The organism is Bacillus sp. FSL K6-3458 (genome assembly GCF_038005045.1).
GTDB classification, from domain to species: domain Bacteria; phylum Bacillota; class Bacilli; order Bacillales; family Bacillaceae; genus Bacillus; species Bacillus altitudinis.
In genome coordinates this window covers 1,760,309-1,776,451 of sequence record NZ_JBBOSI010000001.1, presented here as the reverse complement: position 1 = coordinate 1,776,451, position 16,143 = coordinate 1,760,309, and the positions used below count along the sequence as shown (strand labels likewise).

Annotated in this window: 16 protein-coding genes; all 16 read right to left on the bottom strand. The window is 40.8% G+C overall.

Annotated elements, in window-relative coordinates:
• Positions 1-87 precede the first annotated feature (87 nt).
• The 16 genes from cccA to MHH23_RS09400 all read right to left on the bottom strand — a co-directional run bounded on the left by cccA (position 88) and on the right by MHH23_RS09400 (position 16,142).
• Positions 88-447, bottom strand: coding sequence for a cytochrome c550 (gene cccA, locus MHH23_RS09475; RefSeq protein ID WP_008342390.1), 360 nt, complete (start codon positions 445-447; stop codon positions 88-90).
• A gap of 301 nt (positions 448-748) precedes the next feature.
• Positions 749-1,870: an RNA polymerase sigma factor RpoD gene (gene rpoD / locus MHH23_RS09470; RefSeq protein WP_008342392.1), complete on the bottom strand. Its 1,122-nt coding sequence runs from the start codon at positions 1,868-1,870 to the stop codon at positions 749-751.
• Positions 1,871-2,071: 201 nt separating this feature from the next.
• Positions 2,072-3,901: a DNA primase gene (dnaG, locus tag MHH23_RS09465; RefSeq protein ID WP_008342393.1), complete on the bottom strand. Its 1,830-nt coding sequence runs from the start codon at positions 3,899-3,901 to the stop codon at positions 2,072-2,074.
• Positions 3,902-3,934: 33 nt separating this feature from the next.
• Positions 3,935-4,435, bottom strand: a complete 501-nt coding sequence (locus MHH23_RS09460; RefSeq protein ID WP_008342395.1) for a YaiI/YqxD family protein — start codon at positions 4,433-4,435, stop codon at positions 3,935-3,937.
• A gap of 261 nt (positions 4,436-4,696) precedes the next feature.
• Positions 4,697-5,518, bottom strand: coding sequence for a pyruvate, water dikinase regulatory protein (locus MHH23_RS09455; protein ID WP_008342399.1), 822 nt, complete (start codon positions 5,516-5,518; stop codon positions 4,697-4,699).
• Between the two features lie 25 nt (positions 5,519-5,543).
• Entirely contained in the window at positions 5,544-6,182 is a 639-nt protein-coding gene (locus MHH23_RS09450; RefSeq protein ID WP_024423017.1) for a helix-turn-helix transcriptional regulator, read from the bottom strand.
• A gap of 166 nt (positions 6,183-6,348) precedes the next feature.
• Complete coding sequence (gene glyS / locus MHH23_RS09445) at positions 6,349-8,394, bottom strand: glycine--tRNA ligase subunit beta (RefSeq protein ID WP_340959410.1); 2,046 nt, start codon at positions 8,392-8,394, stop codon at positions 6,349-6,351.
• A complete protein-coding gene (glyQ, locus tag MHH23_RS09440) occupies positions 8,387-9,274 on the bottom strand; it encodes a glycine--tRNA ligase subunit alpha (RefSeq protein ID WP_003217487.1) in 888 nt (295 codons plus the stop codon). Before glyQ ends, glyS begins: the two co-directional genes overlap by 8 nt.
• 329 nt (positions 9,275-9,603) lie before the next feature.
• On the bottom strand, positions 9,604-10,374 hold the full coding sequence (gene recO / locus MHH23_RS09435; protein WP_008342406.1) for a DNA repair protein RecO: 771 nt from the start codon (positions 10,372-10,374) through the stop codon (positions 9,604-9,606).
• A gap of 35 nt (positions 10,375-10,409) precedes the next feature.
• Positions 10,410-10,553: a YqzL family protein gene (locus MHH23_RS09430; RefSeq protein ID WP_008342408.1), complete on the bottom strand. Its 144-nt coding sequence runs from the start codon at positions 10,551-10,553 to the stop codon at positions 10,410-10,412.
• 147 nt (positions 10,554-10,700) lie between these two features.
• Entirely contained in the window at positions 10,701-11,606 is a 906-nt protein-coding gene (gene era / locus MHH23_RS09425) for a GTPase Era (protein ID WP_007501305.1), read from the bottom strand.
• Entirely contained in the window at positions 11,599-11,997 is a 399-nt protein-coding gene (locus MHH23_RS09420) for a cytidine deaminase (protein ID WP_008342410.1), read from the bottom strand. The genes era and MHH23_RS09420 overlap by 8 nt, the downstream gene beginning before the upstream one ends.
• Before the next feature lie 112 nt (positions 11,998-12,109).
• Positions 12,110-12,496 carry a diacylglycerol kinase family protein gene (locus tag MHH23_RS09415; protein WP_024718818.1) on the bottom strand — a complete coding sequence of 129 codons (387 nt, stop codon included), beginning with the start codon at positions 12,494-12,496 and terminating at the stop codon, positions 12,110-12,112.
• On the bottom strand, positions 12,474-12,953 hold the full coding sequence (ybeY, locus tag MHH23_RS09410) for an rRNA maturation RNase YbeY (RefSeq protein WP_007501310.1): 480 nt from the start codon (positions 12,951-12,953) through the stop codon (positions 12,474-12,476). Before ybeY ends, MHH23_RS09415 begins: the two co-directional genes overlap by 23 nt.
• Positions 12,954-15,068, bottom strand: a complete 2,115-nt coding sequence (locus MHH23_RS09405; RefSeq protein WP_411231252.1) for an HD family phosphohydrolase — start codon at positions 15,066-15,068, stop codon at positions 12,954-12,956.
• Positions 15,069-15,182: 114 nt separating this feature from the next.
• Positions 15,183-16,142 carry a PhoH family protein gene (locus tag MHH23_RS09400; RefSeq protein ID WP_008342419.1) on the bottom strand — a complete coding sequence of 320 codons (960 nt, stop codon included), beginning with the start codon at positions 16,140-16,142 and terminating at the stop codon, positions 15,183-15,185.
• Position 16,143: the final 1 nt, after the last annotated feature.

The following is a 16,143-nucleotide window of genomic DNA, read 5'->3' as shown; positions in this document are numbered from 1 at the left end:
GTCTATCTTATATAAATTATGGACTTTTTAAAAGTCGTTTTCAAATGAAAAAAGCTCTTCTGATGAAAAAGAGCTTTTTGCGCTTTATTATTTAATTTTGGATACCCATTCTGACATTTCATCGAGCTTTTCATTCGGGATTAGCCCGCCCGGCATCCCATTTCCGCCTTCTTGAATTTTCTTCTTGATGTCTGCTACTTCAAGCTTGTCGCCAACACCTTTTAATGCAGGACCAGCGCCACCTTCGTAGTTTTCCCCATGACAGCTAATACAGTTCTGCTTATACAATTCTTCCGGCGTCGCATTTGCGGTCTCTTCTTGCTTTTGCTCTTTGCCCCCAGAGGCAATTTTGTCTTCATCTTTCAGCCCCTTCATTGATAAGAAAAAAGTGAGTCCAATACCTAAAATGGCAATCAATAAGAATGGTATAAGTGGATTCCGTTTCATTTCTTTCATCCTCCCCTTTGTGAAAAACCCCTTTGAGACTATGCAAACAATTCTAATTCTACTTTAATTTTACAAAAAGTAAACGAATTATGATACAAAACTTTGGTCAAGTTCACAGATTAGACAAAAATGATTCAAAATGAGAAAAGAAGCCTTCAGCACATTTAGATGTATTTTTTATACATCTTTTCTCTAAGAACGTTGCAAATTCATTTGTTATTCAGTAAAATATAATCAGATCAAAAAAGCGTTTTCATTTTGATGAAGAAAGAACGGATCTCTCTCAAGATCCGTCCGGTTTCTATTCTAAGAAGTCTTTTAATCGTTTACTTCTGCTTGGGTGTCTTAATTTACGAAGAGCTTTCGCTTCAATTTGGCGAATACGCTCTCTTGTTACGCCAAACACCTTTCCTACCTCTTCTAATGTGCGTGTTCTTCCGTCATCTAGTCCGAAACGCAGTCTCAGCACATTTTCTTCACGGTCCGTTAGCGTATCTAATACATCTTCAAGCTGCTCTTTTAAGAGCTCATAGGCAGCATGGTCTGATGGAGAAGTCGCCTCTTGGTCTTCGATAAAATCACCAAGATGCGAGTCATCTTCCTCACCAATAGGTGTTTCTAAAGATACTGGCTCTTGCGCAATTTTAAGAATTTCTCTTACTTTCTCTGGTGTTAAATCCATGTCTTCCGCAATTTCTTCTGGCGTTGGTTCTCTACCTAGATCTTGTAGAAGCTGTCTTTGAACACGGATTAATTTATTAATGGTTTCCACCATATGAACCGGGATCCGGATTGTTCTCGCCTGATCGGCAATCGCACGTGTGATCGCCTGTCTAATCCACCAAGTCGCATATGTTGAGAATTTGTATCCTTTGCGGTAATCAAACTTCTCAACCGCCTTCATGAGCCCCATGTTTCCTTCTTGAATCAAGTCAAGAAACAGCATACCACGACCAACATAACGTTTCGCAATGCTGACAACGAGACGAAGGTTCGCTTCCGCTAATCTTCTTTTTGATTCCTCATCGCCTTCTTCAATCTTTTGAGCATACGTAATCTCTTCTTTAGCAGATAGCAAATTGACGCGCCCGATCTCTTTTAAGTACATACGAACAGGATCATTAATTTTGACACCTGGTGGTACGCTTAAATCATTCAGGTCAAATTCCTCTTCTGCCTTAGCCAGCTGCTGAACATTTGGGTCTTCAGTCTCTTCATTTTCACTGATGAGTTCTACACCCTGTTCGCCTAAGTATTCATAGTATTCATCCATCTGGTCTGATTCAATTTCAAAGCTAGACATACGCTCTGCAATTTCTTCGTATGTTAAAACGCCCCGTTTTTTACCCGTTTCAGTGAGCTTATCTCTCACCTGTTCAAAGGTTAATTCAGTTTCAGTTTCGTGGGCTTGTTTATCAGCCATTATGGATCCCTCCTTCCAAAGCTTGCAACGAATTCTAAAGTAACTTGCGATTTGCTTCTGCTCTGCCTTTCTCTCTATCAAACAGAATGAGCAAATAGGAATAAAATAAATAATGATGAAGGCAAGATGCTTGCGGTCTTATGCTCCTCCCATTAAAGGATTCATTGCCAGCCGTAAGTCTTGTCATAAATAGTAGACGTATTACTTCAGCGAACGGTTCAACTGAATAATTTCTTTTGCAAGTGTTGCCGCTTTGAAGAAATCTTTTTGCCTCTCCGCCTCTGCACGTTCTAGTTCTTTTTCCTTTATCATTGACAAATTCCGATGATTCAACACTTTTTTTACATAATCACTTAATTCAGCTTCACTTAGTTCGTCTCCAACTTGAATCATGAATATATCCGTCAGGAGCTGATTGATCACATCATCTTCTATACGGTTCATCAGATGCTGCGGGGTCGGCTCCTTGCCTTCTTCATACAATGCATAAATGTATGTTGCCAGCGCTCTGTGCGAATCTATATTAAATTCAAACCCTATCCTATCAAGCACTTTTCGGATCACGTCATCATTTTTCAACATATGTGCAAGGAGCATTCGCTCTGCGTTTTCATATGCCGGCCTTAGACGTTTTCGTCTTACCTGTGTTGACAGATGTGCACGCCGCTTTTCAAGTCCATTTTCTTCTTGCGAGCTCTTGGCCTCTTGTCGCTGCTGCTTTTCAAAAAGCTCCAATTGCTCCTTTAATGAGTCAAGTGAAATGGAGAACTCCCCAGCCAGCTGCTTCATGTAAATCTCTTGTTCCAAGGAACCGTTTAATCGGCTAATTTCTCGGAGAACCTGCTTCATATAAGTCAGGCGGTCTCCTTCGTCAGACAAATTCTTTCCTCTTCGGAAAAAATTCATCTTAAATGTCATTAATGTCACACTTGCATCTATGATGTCATTCCTAAATTTCTCGCCGCCATATTTACGAATGTAATCATCTGGATCAAGTCCATCTGGTATCATGGCAACGCGAACTTTACATCCTCTTTTTCCAAGCAAATCTGATGCTTTCATGGTCGCTTCATACCCGGCCGTGTCAGAGTCATAACATAAAATGATCTCTTCAACGTTCCGCCTAAGAAGCTTTACGTGCTCTTCTGTTAAAGACGTACCCATTGTTGCAACACTTTCGCCAACACCACTTGTGACAGCCGAGATGACGTCAGCAAATCCTTCGAAAAGGACTGCACGTTCGCGTTTTCTAATATGCATACGCGCGTCATGAAAGTGATAAAGCAGCTTACTTTTATGAAAAAGTGGCGTTTCAGGACTATTCATATACTTTGGCTGCTGATCACCAAGTGATCTTCCAGAAAAAGCGACGACCGTCCCGTGATGATCATGAATTGGAAACATGACACGATCTCTAAAGCGGTCAAAAAAACCTGTGCCGTTTTCTCGTTGAATCAAAAGACCAGCCTTCTCCATCATCGCAGGATCAAACCCTCGTTTTTCTAAAAACTTGGTCACGAAATCCCACGAGTCGAGAGCATACCCGATCTCAAACTTGGCAATTGTTTCATCCGTAAAGCCCCTGGACCTTAAATAATCGAGTGCGTTTTGACCTTCCTTTGTATTTACCAGCAAATGGTGGTAAAATTTCTTAAGAAGCTCATGCGCCTCAATCATTTTATGATCTGCTGTATCCTCTTGTTGTGAGGAACTGATCTGCGCATTCGCTACATGATCCGGCAAATCAATATGGTACTTATCAGCAACATGTGAAACGGCTTCAATAAATGAGTAGCCTTCCATTTGTCTGAGGAACGAAAATACATTGCCTCCTGCACCACAGCCAAAACAATGGAAGATTTGCTTATCTGCTGAAACAGAGAATGAAGGAGTATTTTCACCATGGAATGGACAAAGACCGAAGTAATTCCGACCTTGTTTTCTAAGCTGTACGTATTCTCCAATCACTTCGACAATGTCTGCGTTTTTTTGGATTTGCTCCAAAAGTTCATCTGGTATACGTTTGCTCATCCTAATAACACTCCGTCGTACATTATTCGCCTTTTAATTCAAAAATCCTTCATGATTCGACAGGATTTTTTGTAGTTGGGCAATAAATCGCTTTTTATCCTCTTCTAAAAGCTTTTTGGGACCTTTTCCGTATACACCTTTTCTTCGCTGTTTACTGGAAACATGCCTGCGTTCCAAATCAAAATCAATTGTTTCGTTTGTGTACATTCGTCCTCTTTCAGACAGAACAATGACTTGTCTTGGAAGCAGTAAGGAGGCCAGACCAATATCCTGGGTGACAACAATATCGTGCTTGACAGCTAAGTTCGCAATGACTAAATCTGCTGCTTCCTTATGTGTATCAACAAACCGCCAATCTTCAAGTGGTGATCGTTTGGTTTGAAAATGCTCATATGAAGCAATGAAAGTCACAGGTACTTGAAATTGAGATGCGACAGAAAGGATTTCGTCTTTTACAGGACAAGCATCTGCATCGACATAAATCGTCCTTTCTTTTTTACGTTCATTCAGGTGACTAATTCTCCATCCCTCCACCTTATTCCTGCTTTAGAGAAGCAAAAAGACCATACTTTTCCCCCATAAAGCAATCAACAGTAAAACTCATTTTGTCGAAAAGTTATGTTCAGAATCACTTGACTTCTGCCAATATTAGTTTATTCGTTCTTGACTTAACTTAAACCTAAAATCAATCATTTTATCACAATTTTTTATTATAATACAAATGCAGCAAATATGCCATTGTTTTTGTTTACCCGATTCCCACCATAGGAAAAACCCAGGAGGAGCATCCTGAGTTTATTCGGAACCTCTTTTGGTCAGCATTTGATGAATGACATTTGCTGTCTCCTCAACTGCTTTATTCGATACATCAACAACTTGACAGTTAATGCGGTCAACCACTTTTTCAAAATATTCTAGTTCCTCTTTAATCCGCTCGATATTCGCATAAATGGCACGGTCATTTAAACCGAGTGATTTTAAACGTTCTTTACGGATATGATTTAGTTTGTCTGGACTAATTTTCAGGCCGATGCATTTTTTTGGATCAACTGAGAATAACTCCTCTGGCGGATCAACTTCAGGAACAATCGGAACGTTTGCTACCTTCAAGCGTTTATGTGCTAAGTATTGAGAAAGTGGTGTCTTAGACGTACGCGATACACCAATCAGCACAATATCAGCCTTTAGAATACCTCTTGGGTCCCGGCCATCATCATATTTCACAGCGAACTCAATGGCTTCTACCTTTTTAAAATAGTCCTCATCTAATTGACGTACACGACCTGGCTCATGTTTCGCTTCATTTCCATATGCCGTCTCCATTTTATCAATAAGTGGACCGATAATGTCATAGTACACGACGCCATTCGCTTCTGCTTCTTCTATTAAGAATTGGCGCATTTCTGGCACAACAAGAGTAAAGCAAACGATCCCATTATCTGCTTTAGCCAATGAAATCACTTCTTTAATCGTACCGACATCCTCTACATATGGGATTCTTCTAATATTTGAATGGTCGGATGAGCCGCCATCAAATTGGCTAAGTGCCGCTTTGACCACGAGCTCTGCCGTTTCTCCTACTGAATCTGATACAACAAAAATTACGCGATTACTCATAACATCCCCTCGCAGTCTTCTGTAATTAGATAATTTCGTTCTCTGATAAGCTAACAAGTATTTTCGTCATGTTTGTTTTCGTAATTCTGCCGACCACTTCAAAGCCTTTATCCGTATCTTTTATAACAGGAAGTGCATCTATTTGCTTTTCAATCAAGTGCTTGGCCACATCCATAATAAAATCTTCTTTGCGGCAAACGGTAATGTTCGGCATTCTTGTCATAATAATATGGACAGGTATAGATGGAAGCTCTTGTTTCCCAATACTTGCTCGAAGGAGGTCTTTTCTTGATAACACGCCTGTTAAAATAGAGTGATCGTCCACAACGAATAATGTGCCCACATCCTCTAAAAACATCGTACAAATCGCATCATAAACCGAAACATTTTCGTGTATCACGACCGGAATGGACTGAAAATCTTTCACTTGAAGTTTTTTCAGCTTATCTGCCAGAAGCTGCGTGCCTGTTTTGCCTGTAAAAAAGTAGCCGACCCTTGGTCTTGCTTCTAAAAAGCCAGACATCGTTAAAATGGCTAAATCCGGTCTGAGGGTAGCCCTTGTTAAGTTCAGCCGATCGGCGATATGCTCTCCAGTGATCGGACCATTCTCTTTGACAATCTGTAAAATCTGCTCTTGCCGTTTATTTAACTCGATTGTACTCACCACCTTTAAATAGAGAGAGCGAATCTTTACTTTATGTATATCAATTTCATAACTCATCATATTATAGCGCATCTTCGTCCGAATGAAACAAAAATCCACTCAAAAACCGTGAATTAAATGAGTAAAAAACGATTGCCCTTCGAAAAAGGCAACCGTTCTTAGGTATTTATTTTACAATTAAATTGTTCATATTCGCAAATGATTGAATGACTTTTGCAAGTTTGACCATTTGTGCCAAACGATTTTGTTTCAGTTTTTCATCATCCGCATGAACCATGGTATGGTCGAAATAATGAACAATTGGTGCTTTTAACGTATCTAACGCTTCAAGTGCTGAATGGTACTGTCCTCTTGCCATATACCCGTTGACGGCTTTTTCCGCTTGCTGATACGCTTCAAATAGCTTTTGTTCGTGTTCATTTTCAAACAGTTCAGGCTGAATCTGTGCGTCTTCCCCTTTTTTACTGATTGAAATGACGCGGCCTAGTGCCTCAGCCGTTTCTTTGAAACTCTCCTGTTTCACGCTCTCTTCAAGAACAGCCGCTTTTTTCACAACCGCATATGGTTCAATATTTTCAACATCAAGGACTGCTTCCACCACGTCATGACGGATATGTTCTGCTTGAAGGACATATTTCAAACGGTGTGTTAAAAATTCAATGAGAGCCGCTTCATGTTTTGTCTCTACTTGAGCTAGTGCTAAAAGCTCTTTAAATGAAAGATTCCATTGGCGGTCGAGCAGGATTTGAACGATACCGCTCGCTTGTCTTCTTAATCCATAAGGATCTTGAGAGCCCGTTGGAATGACATCAATTGAGAAGAATGAACAAATAGAATCTAACTTATCCGCCACTGCAACAATCGCCCCAATAAGTGTTGACGGCGCATCGTCACCGGCAAAACGCGGCATATAGTGCTCGTTGATACTCTTTGCCACTTCTTCATGTTCGCCAAGTGCTCTAGCATATTTTTCACCCATGATTCCTTGCAGTTCTGGGAATTCATAGACCATCTGAGTCACAAGGTCAAATTTAGAAATACTGGCTGCTCTTGCAGCGCGTTTAGACGTTTCTTCATCTGCACCCACATGACTAGCAAGGCGGACAGCAATGTCTGTTACTCTTTTCAGCTTGTCGCCAATCGTGCCAAGTTTCTCATGGAATACGACTTTATCAAGTTTTTGAATGTTGTCTTCAATGACGAGTTTTTCGTCTTCTTTATAGAAAAATGCCGCATCTGATAAACGTGCACGAAGGACCTTTTCGTTCCCTCTTGCCACATTTTCAAGTGCCTCACTGTTCCCGTTTCTGACCGTAATAAAATGCGGCAGTAATTCCCCTTGTTCATTTTTCACTGGGAAATAACGCTGATGCTCTTTCATTGTCGTGACAAGCACTTCTTCTGGCAGCGCAAGAAATTCTTCTTCAAAAGAACCAAATAGAACGGTTGGATATTCAACGAGATCGTTCACTTCTTCTAGAAGCTCAGGATCAACTGGAATGACCCAGCCTTTTTCGGAAGAAAGGGCATGTAATTGCTCAGTAATTAATTGTTTTCTTTTATCTGAATCTACAATGACAAATTGATCTCTTAATGTTTGCTCATAAGAAGCTGGTGTGTTAATGCTGGCTGTCGTCCCTAGGAAACGATGTCCTCTAGTCTCCCGTCCGCTTTTCACTCCTGCAATTTCGACAGGAATGATCTCTTGACCAAATAAACAAACAATCCATTTAATTGGACGGATATAGCGTAAATCCTCGCTTCCCCATCTCATGTTCTTTGGAAAACTCAATGAAGCGGCAATGTCCCCCAATGCTGGAAGAAGGTCTTTGACTTGTTTTCCTTCTTGAAACTTTTGGACATGGACATAATCCACACCTTTGATGTCTTTGAAATACAGATCATCAGTTGAAGCGCCTTGTCCGCGGGCAAAACCTTCGGCAGCTTTTGTCCAATTGCCTTCAGCATCTTGAGCAATCTTTTTAGCCGGTCCTTTTGCTTCTTCTTTGATGTCCTCTTGTTTTTCTGCAACACCTTTGACGAGTACAGCTAGACGTCTTGGTGAATTAAATAAAGCAACGTCTTCGAATGAAATATTTTGCGCTACGAACCAAGCTTTTACTTTGTCACCTAGCTGCTTTGTGCTTTCTGGCATGAAACGAGCCGGCATCTCTTCTAAGCCGATTTCAAGTAATACATCTTGTTTATTCATGAGAGGCCGCCTCCTCTTTTAGCATAGGGAATCCTAGTTTTTCTCGTTCTTCGTAATATGTTTTGGCTACTTTTCTCGCTAACTGACGTACTCTTCCGATATAACCTGTTCGCTCAGTCACAGAAATCGCGCCTTTGGCATCAAGCAGGTTAAATGTGTGAGAACATTTGAGTACATAATCATATGCCGGGTGAACAAGCCCTTTGTCCATTTGGCTATGTGCTTCTTTTTCATATGTTGTAAATAAATCGAACAGCATATCCGTATTAGATGTTTCAAACGTATACACAGAATGCTCGTATTCAGCCATTAAGAATAAATCTCTTACAGTAAAGCCATCTGTCCATTCAAGGTCAAATACATTTTCTTTGTCCTGGATGTAAGAAGCAAGACGCTCAATTCCGTATGTGATTTCAACAGAAACTGGCTTACATTCTAAACCGCCGACTTGCTGGAAATACGTAAATTGCGTAATTTCCATTCCATCAAGCCAAACTTCCCAGCCAAGTCCTGCGCAGCCAAGAGATGGGTTTTCCCAGTTGTCTTCAACAAAACGAATATCATGTTTCAGCGGGTCAATGCCAAGCGCCTTCAATGATTCTAGATACAGTTCTTGAATATTGTCAGGTGATGGCTTAATGATCACTTGAAATTGATGATGTTGATACAATCTGTTTGGGTTTTCTCCATATCTGCCGTCAGCCGGGCGTCTTGAAGGTTCTACATAGGCTACCTTCCATGGCTCTGGCCCAATGCTTCTGAGGAACGTGTATGGACTCATCGTTCCAGCACCTTTTTCTGTGTCATATGCCTGCATTAATACGCAGCCTTCATTTGACCAATGCTTTTGCAGTGTCAAAATCATGTCTTGAATATTCAATGATCGCACCTCCATCTTTTTTACACCATCCGCTATGTATGGCGGTGGGGCCTAGAACCTTTTTGCAAAACACAAAAACTCCCGTCTCTATGCTCACAAGGTTCCTTGCAAACATAGGGACGAGAGTTTTTCCCGCGGTTCCACCCTATTTGCTGGTGTCGTAGCACCCAGCCGCTTTGTTTTACGTTGCTCAAGAATGCCTTTCGTTACGTGTCCATCCTTAGCTCACACCGCCCTAAGGTCGCTTTTATGGCTGATACGTAAGTACTTCTTTCTGTCAATGCAACATATTTGATCTTAGATGATCTTACAAAAAGTCACGAGAGATGTCAACTTTTGTTTTCACCGTCCATTAGCTTTTTCATGGATTCCATTTGATTCATGAATTTTTTTGATTTTAAATAAAGACCTGAATACTCTTCATAATAATGATCGAGCACTTGACGAATTTCTTGTTTCGTTTGTGGTTTCACGTCAACCTGACCAAGCCTTGATAAATCAAAATAATGAAACAAACGGAGCAGTCTTGCTGCTGCTGGGGATAAGGGCAGTTTATATGGATCTTTAGAAAAGCATTGCTTACAGATGAATCCGTTATCTCTAATTGAGAAGTGGAACTGCCCTTCTTTTTGACCGCAGTGTACACATTGGTCCAGTTCAGGCTTCAACCCCATCACTGACAGCATTTTAACCTCTACGATAAATAAAATAATATCAGCATCTGTGCCTTCATTGAGATGGCGTAAAGATTGAAGAAGAAGTTCAAACAAGTAAGGGTTTGGCTTCTTTTCTTCTGTTCCTTTATCAAGTAATTCTGTCATATATGCGGCATATGCGGTCAGAAATAAATCTTCCCGAATGGTTCGCATGCTTTCCATCATTTCACCTTGCTGGAGCGTTCCAAGTCCTGTTGATGATTGGATCAGGAAGGTTCCGTATAAAAACGGCTGGCTTATGGCTGACAGGCGGCTGTTTGATTTCTTAGCGCCCCTTGCCATCACACCAATTTTCCCATGTTCTCTAGTGAGCAGCGTGACAATTTTGTTTGTTTCGCCATAATCTGTTGTTCTAAGGACGATTCCTTCACTTTTAATGAGCATTTGTCTACACTCCGAGCGTTGGAGGGGGTCAAGAATTATAAGATTGGAAAATCAAGTCGTGCTATTTCTTCTTCAAGTACATCGGGTCTTTCCAGGTTCTCCTTTTCTAACTCTTTGAAAAGCAGATACGTGTCAACGCTTCCTGTTTGTGAAAATACGTTCCATGTAAAATTCAACATAAAAACCCCACCTTTCTTTATTAGAAGCAGCAACGCTACATCCAACATATTAACTTTATCTTGACCAGGCTACCTCCATTTCATGATAAACAATTTTTACTAATCGAACCGCACCATTGTCAGATCTACTAACAACTGTATCGGTTTTTAATATTCGTCTTCTCTAAATCCGAAATCACGAAGATGTGTGGATTTATTACGCCAATCCTTCTGCACTTTTACCCAAAGCTCTAAATACACCTTTGAGCCTAAAAGTGCTTCAATGTCTCTGCGCGCTTTTTGTCCCACTTCTTTTAATAAGCTGCCGCGCTTACCAATCACAATCCCTTTTTGTGAATCACGTTCTACGACGATGGTCGCTGCAACATGAATCTTGCCGTTTTCATCTGGCTTGATCGATTCAATCGCAACCGCAATACTGTGAGGGATCTCTTCTCTCGTTAAATGCAGCACTTTTTCACGAATTAACTCAGAAATAATAAATCGCTCTGGGTGATCTGTTACTTGATCTGCCGGATAAAATTGAGGGCCTTCTGGAAGATAACCTTCAATTTGCTGAAGAAGCGTATCAATGTTGTTGCCTTCAAGTGCTGAAATTGGCACAATTTCCTTAAATGGGTAACGTGTGCGGTATTCATCAATTAAAAGGAACAGTTCATCCGGATGAATTTGGTCAATTTTATTGACGACAAGGAACACCGGTGTCGATGTTTGCTTTAGTCGTTCAATGATGAATTCATCACCTTTTCCATAGCCTTCCTGTGCGTTGATCATAAACAAGATCAGGTCGACTTCCTTGAGTGTATTTTGAGCCACCCTCATCATAAAATCGCCAAGTTTGTGCTTCGGTTTATGAATTCCTGGTGTATCGATAAAAATCGTTTGTGACGTGTTCGTTGTCAGAACACCTTGCACTTTGTTTCGAGTCGTTTGGGGCTTATCACTCATAATCGCAATCTTTTGCCCAATCACACGATTAAGAAAGGTCGATTTCCCTACATTTGGTCTTCCAATAATTGATACAAATCCTGATTTGAAGCTTTCGTTAGTCATTTAAATCCTCCGGTGAAAATGCGCCTGGCAATAGTTCGTTTACTGTCGTTTCGTATATATGTCCTTTTAAGTTCGTTAGAATCACTGGCATATCAGGTGCACATAGCTCTGAAATGACCTGTCTGCATGCGCCGCATGGTGAAACAGGTCGATCTGTATCAGCCACTACTGCAAGCATTTGAAAAGATGTGATGCCCTCTGAGTAAGCTTTAAAAAGTGCTGTTCTTTCCGCACAATTACACATACCGTATGCTGCATTTTCAATATTGCAGCCGCCATACACTTTTCCGTCATGCGATAATAATGCTGCACCGACTTTGAATTTAGAATAGGGTACATATGCAAAATCTCTTGCTTTGACTGCTTCTGAAATCAACTCTTGTTTGTTCATTCTAGTTCCCACTTTCAGAAGAAATGGTACCACTGTCACATTTATATTTTACATAATTCACGTGACATTTTCACGCCCATTTCTAAAAATGTTAATAAATAGTAATATTGTTCTATTGCATGATCTTCGGTAAGAAGATCATCAACCCAATCATAACCGAAATGGCGGCGTAAACGCAAACAGCGCCTGCTGCCGCGTCCTTCGCTCTCTCAGCAAGAGGATGCTTCTCTTCTGTGAAAAGATCTACTGTATGTTCAATCGCTGTATTCACAAGTTCTAACGCAAACATCCCGCCGCATAAAAGCAGAATGATCATCCATTCAACCGGATGAATGTGAAACCAAAAGCCGCAAATCACCACGATGATGGCTGCGACTGTGTGAAACCGAAAATTCCGTTCATTCAAGAATGTTCGCCATATTCCTCTAAATGCATAATAAAAACTCCGAAAAAAACGGACAAGCGGCGTTCGCTTCTTACGATGATCTCGAAAGGCCATAATCATCCAAGATTTTTGTCTGTTTGGCGAACATTTCTTTTTCATCTTCTTCTGTCATATGATCATAACCAAGCAAATGAAGAAAACCATGAATCGTTAAAAATCCTAGCTCTCTCATGAAGGAATGTCCATATTCCTCTGCTTGCTCTTTCGTACGATCAACACTAATGATAATGTCACCAAGTACAGGCGGAATGTCATCAGCTCCAATGATTTCAATTTCCCCTTCGCCTTCTTCCTCAAGTGCAAATGAAATCACATCTGTTGGTGCATCTTTTCCTCGGTATTCTTTATTAATTTGATGAATTTCTTCATTTGAAACGATCGATACTGATACTTCTGCTTGATCTTTTACTTCAAGAGCATCCGCAGCAAATTGAAGAAGCTTTTCCACTTCTTCAAGCTGCTCTTTCGATACTTGTCCTGTTTCATCTATTAAATCGATTAACAATGTCATTTACTTCACCTTCTGCTTCGGGGCATCTGGATATTCAATCCGAGAATGGAAAATCCCCTTTAATGTTGTACAAATTGTTTGGCTAATAATATTTAATTCTTTAAATGTCAGATCACATTCACTAAATTGTCCATCCTGCATCTTATCTGAAATAATGCCCTTCACAAGCTTTTCAATCCGCTCAGGGTTTGGATTATGCATCGAACGAACCGCCGCCTCCACGCTGTCAGCTACAGAAATAATGGCCGCTTCTTTTGATTGCGGTTTTGGACCAGGATAGCGAAATTCTTCTTCTGTCACCTGATCATCCCGTTCTTTTGCCTTATAGTAAAAGAACTTCAGCAGGGACTTTCCGTGATGCTGTTCTGCAATGTCCACAAGTTCCTCTGGAAACTTCTTTTCTCTCAGCATTTCAGCACCATCTGTCGTATGGGCAATAATAATATTCTTGCTCAGCTGAGGAGAAAGCTTGTCGTGCGGATTATCAATGTTCATTTGGTTTTCAATAAAGTATTGGGGTCTTTTCGTTTTTCCAATGTCATGATAATAAGCTCCAACCCTCGCTAACAATCCATTTGCACCGACTGCTTCACATGCAGCATCCGCTAAATTCGCCACCATGACACTATGATGATATGTACCTGGCGTCTCTGTTAAGATCTTTTTCAGCAGCGGATGATTCGGGTTCGATAATTCAATAAGCTTCATGGTCGAAAGAATGCCAAACATGCTCTCAAAGACTGGCATTAACCCGATAACCAAAATAGCCGATGCAAACCCTGACACAATCGCCATGATGAGGTTTACACCTATTTCAAGCCCTGATGGAGAAGAATTTTGAATCAGCGTAATGGACAGCACGACAAGTACATTCACCAAAGCTACCCAAAGCCCCGCCTGCAAAATTTTCGATCTCGCATTATGTTTTCTCAAAAATAAAATTCCTGCCATCCCGCTTATTAGATAATAAGCACAGATGACATAGTTAAAGACACCTGTTACTCCTTGATTAAACATCATACTGCCGCAAAGGGCAAATACAAGGCCGGAGAAGATTGCCAGCCGCTCATTGATCAGCAGCTTAATCAGCATCGTGCCAAGTGCCACAGGCACGACGTAGCCGATGGTTGTATATTTGGTTTCCTGAAAGAGACTGAATACTTCCATGATGATTAAAATAATGGTGAAAATGAGCGAGTACAGCAGTAACGATTTATTCTTATGGACGAGCGACTTTTTCCTCGATTCCAGCGAGTGGACAATCGCCGCTAAGAAGAGACCGATTAAGATGATAAGACCGCTTACAGGCTTAAATAAATTGGAGCTGTTTAAAAGACCGGTCAGTTCTAATTTACGATACACTTCACGGTCAATGAGCTCGCCTTCTTCCACTAAAATTTGCCCTTGCTTGATTTGAACTGGCTGGATATTATCAGCTGCTTCTTGTCTTTTCTTCTCTGTTGCCACCGGGTCAAATACATAGTTTGGAATAATCGCAAATTCACCAATTTCTTTCGCTGCATTTAAATATTTTGACGGAATCGAATTGTTTTCAAGCTCTGCTTTCACTTGTTTCTTTTCATCTTGCAGCTTAGAAGCTGTGATTTCTTTACCCATGAGAGAATTGACCACTGTAATGATGGAGTCCTTTGTAAAAGAAAGGTTTTCATCACTTGCTTGGAGCAGTGCTTTAATCGATTGATCCGAAACAGCTTCCTGCATATCGGTTGTGAGTTTCTCTTTTACACGCTTCACCATCTCTTGATCTGTTGGCGGGTTCTCTTTGTCATCAGCTGCTGCTTTCTTCTCTTCTTTAATGGCTTCAAAGAGGGATGAAATGAGGTCAACACGATTATCAGAATACGCTTTTTTGAGTGTATATTGGTCTTCCACTTGATCCGTTGCTTCTTGTTTCTTTTCTTCTGTTGCTTCTTGATCATCAACGGTAGACGGAGAATAGATGGTCTGTTCGCTCACTGAAAACAAATCTAGGTCGAGCGATTCAGGCTTTACATGGAAGAAGAGCACCACAAACATGATGGCTGCTAAACCAGCGTATAGCAGTACGTTTAAATAGCGTGAGCGCTCCATTTTTTGAGGTTCTTTTTTAGACAGCAGTCTTTTTCGCTTACTGCCTTTCTGATTCTTTCTCAAGGAAAGTACCTCCTTTTTTACTTTAAACCACGATCGAAACAAAATGACCCGATTAAGGCGATCGGGTCACTCAGTTCATTTTTGCTTTTCATATGCTCCAATGATCTTCGCCACAAGCGGGTGTCTGACCACATCTGTCTGATCTAATTCAATGAATGAGATACCCTTGATCTCAGCAAGCATGTCCTTTGCAGCTGCAAGGCCTGACTGCATACCTTTAGGCAGATCAATTTGTGTAATATCTCCTGTAATGACCATTTTAGAACCAAAGCCTAGTCTCGTCAAAAACATTTTCATTTGAGCTGGCGTTGTATTCTGCGCTTCATCTAAAATCACAAATGCATCATCAAGCGTCCGCCCTCTCATATAGGCAAGAGGGGCAATTTCAATCACTCCGCGCTCAATTAAACGTTCCGTATGATCACTGCCAAGCACATCGTGCAGAGCATCATATAGCGGTCTTAAATAAGGATCGACTTTTTCTTTTAAATCTCCTGGCAAAAAGCCAAGACTCTCCCCTGCTTCAACAGCTGGCCTTGTCAGGATAATCCGTTTGACATGTCCATTTTTGAGGGCATGTACGGCGTTGACCACTGCCAAATACGTTTTACCTGTACCAGCAGGTCCAATCCCAAAGACCAGATCATCTTTTTTCATTGCCGCAGCATATTCACGCTGGCCGATCGTTTTGACTCTGATCGACTTTCCTTTGGCATTTTTCGTAATTTCATCTTCATACATATTTTCAAAATAATTGAGCTTGTCTTTTTGCGCCATTTTAATGGCATAGACGACATCCCGTTCAGAAATCTCAATTCCTTTACGAATGAGATGTAAGAGAGATGTAATCAAACGGCTCACAGTATCTCTTGATGCTTCCTGACCAGAAACATACACTTTCTCTCCACGTGTGATAATGGAGACATTCAGCTCGTTTTCCATCAGTTTCAGATAAGCATCTTGATTGCCAAATAAAGCAATGGCTTCGTTTGGGCTATCCAATTTTTGTTGAATCTCAAGTAAATGTTCTGTCATT

Excerpts from the sequence above, each read along its gene's own strand:
- cccA (WP_008342390.1), bottom strand. The coding sequence starts at position 447 with ATGAAACGGAATCCACTTATACCATTCTTATTGATTGCCATTTTAGGT.
- rpoD (WP_008342392.1), bottom strand. The coding sequence starts at position 1,870 with ATGGCTGATAAACAAGCCCACGAAACTGAAACTGAATTAACCTTTGAA.
- dnaG (WP_008342393.1), bottom strand. The coding sequence starts at position 3,901 with ATGAGCAAACGTATACCAGATGAACTTTTGGAGCAAATCCAAAAAAAC.
- MHH23_RS09455 (WP_008342399.1), bottom strand. The coding sequence starts at position 5,518 with ATGAGTAATCGCGTAATTTTTGTTGTATCAGATTCAGTAGGAGAAACG.
- glyS (WP_340959410.1), bottom strand. The coding sequence starts at position 8,394 with ATGAATAAACAAGATGTATTACTTGAAATCGGCTTAGAAGAGATGCCG.
- recO (WP_008342406.1), bottom strand. The coding sequence starts at position 10,374 with ATGCTCATTAAAAGTGAAGGAATCGTCCTTAGAACAACAGATTATGGC.
- MHH23_RS09430 (WP_008342408.1), bottom strand. The coding sequence starts at position 10,553 with ATGTTGAATTTTACATGGAACGTATTTTCACAAACAGGAAGCGTTGAC.
- era (WP_007501305.1), bottom strand. The coding sequence starts at position 11,606 with ATGACTAACGAAAGCTTCAAATCAGGATTTGTATCAATTATTGGAAGA.
- MHH23_RS09420 (WP_008342410.1), bottom strand. The coding sequence starts at position 11,997 with ATGAACAAACAAGAGTTGATTTCAGAAGCAGTCAAAGCAAGAGATTTT.
- MHH23_RS09415 (WP_024718818.1), bottom strand. The coding sequence starts at position 12,496 with ATGGCCTTTCGAGATCATCGTAAGAAGCGAACGCCGCTTGTCCGTTTT.
- ybeY (WP_007501310.1), bottom strand. The coding sequence starts at position 12,953 with ATGACATTGTTAATCGATTTAATAGATGAAACAGGACAAGTATCGAAA.
- MHH23_RS09400 (WP_008342419.1), bottom strand. The coding sequence starts at position 16,142 with ATGACAGAACATTTACTTGAGATTCAACAAAAATTGGATAGCCCAAAC.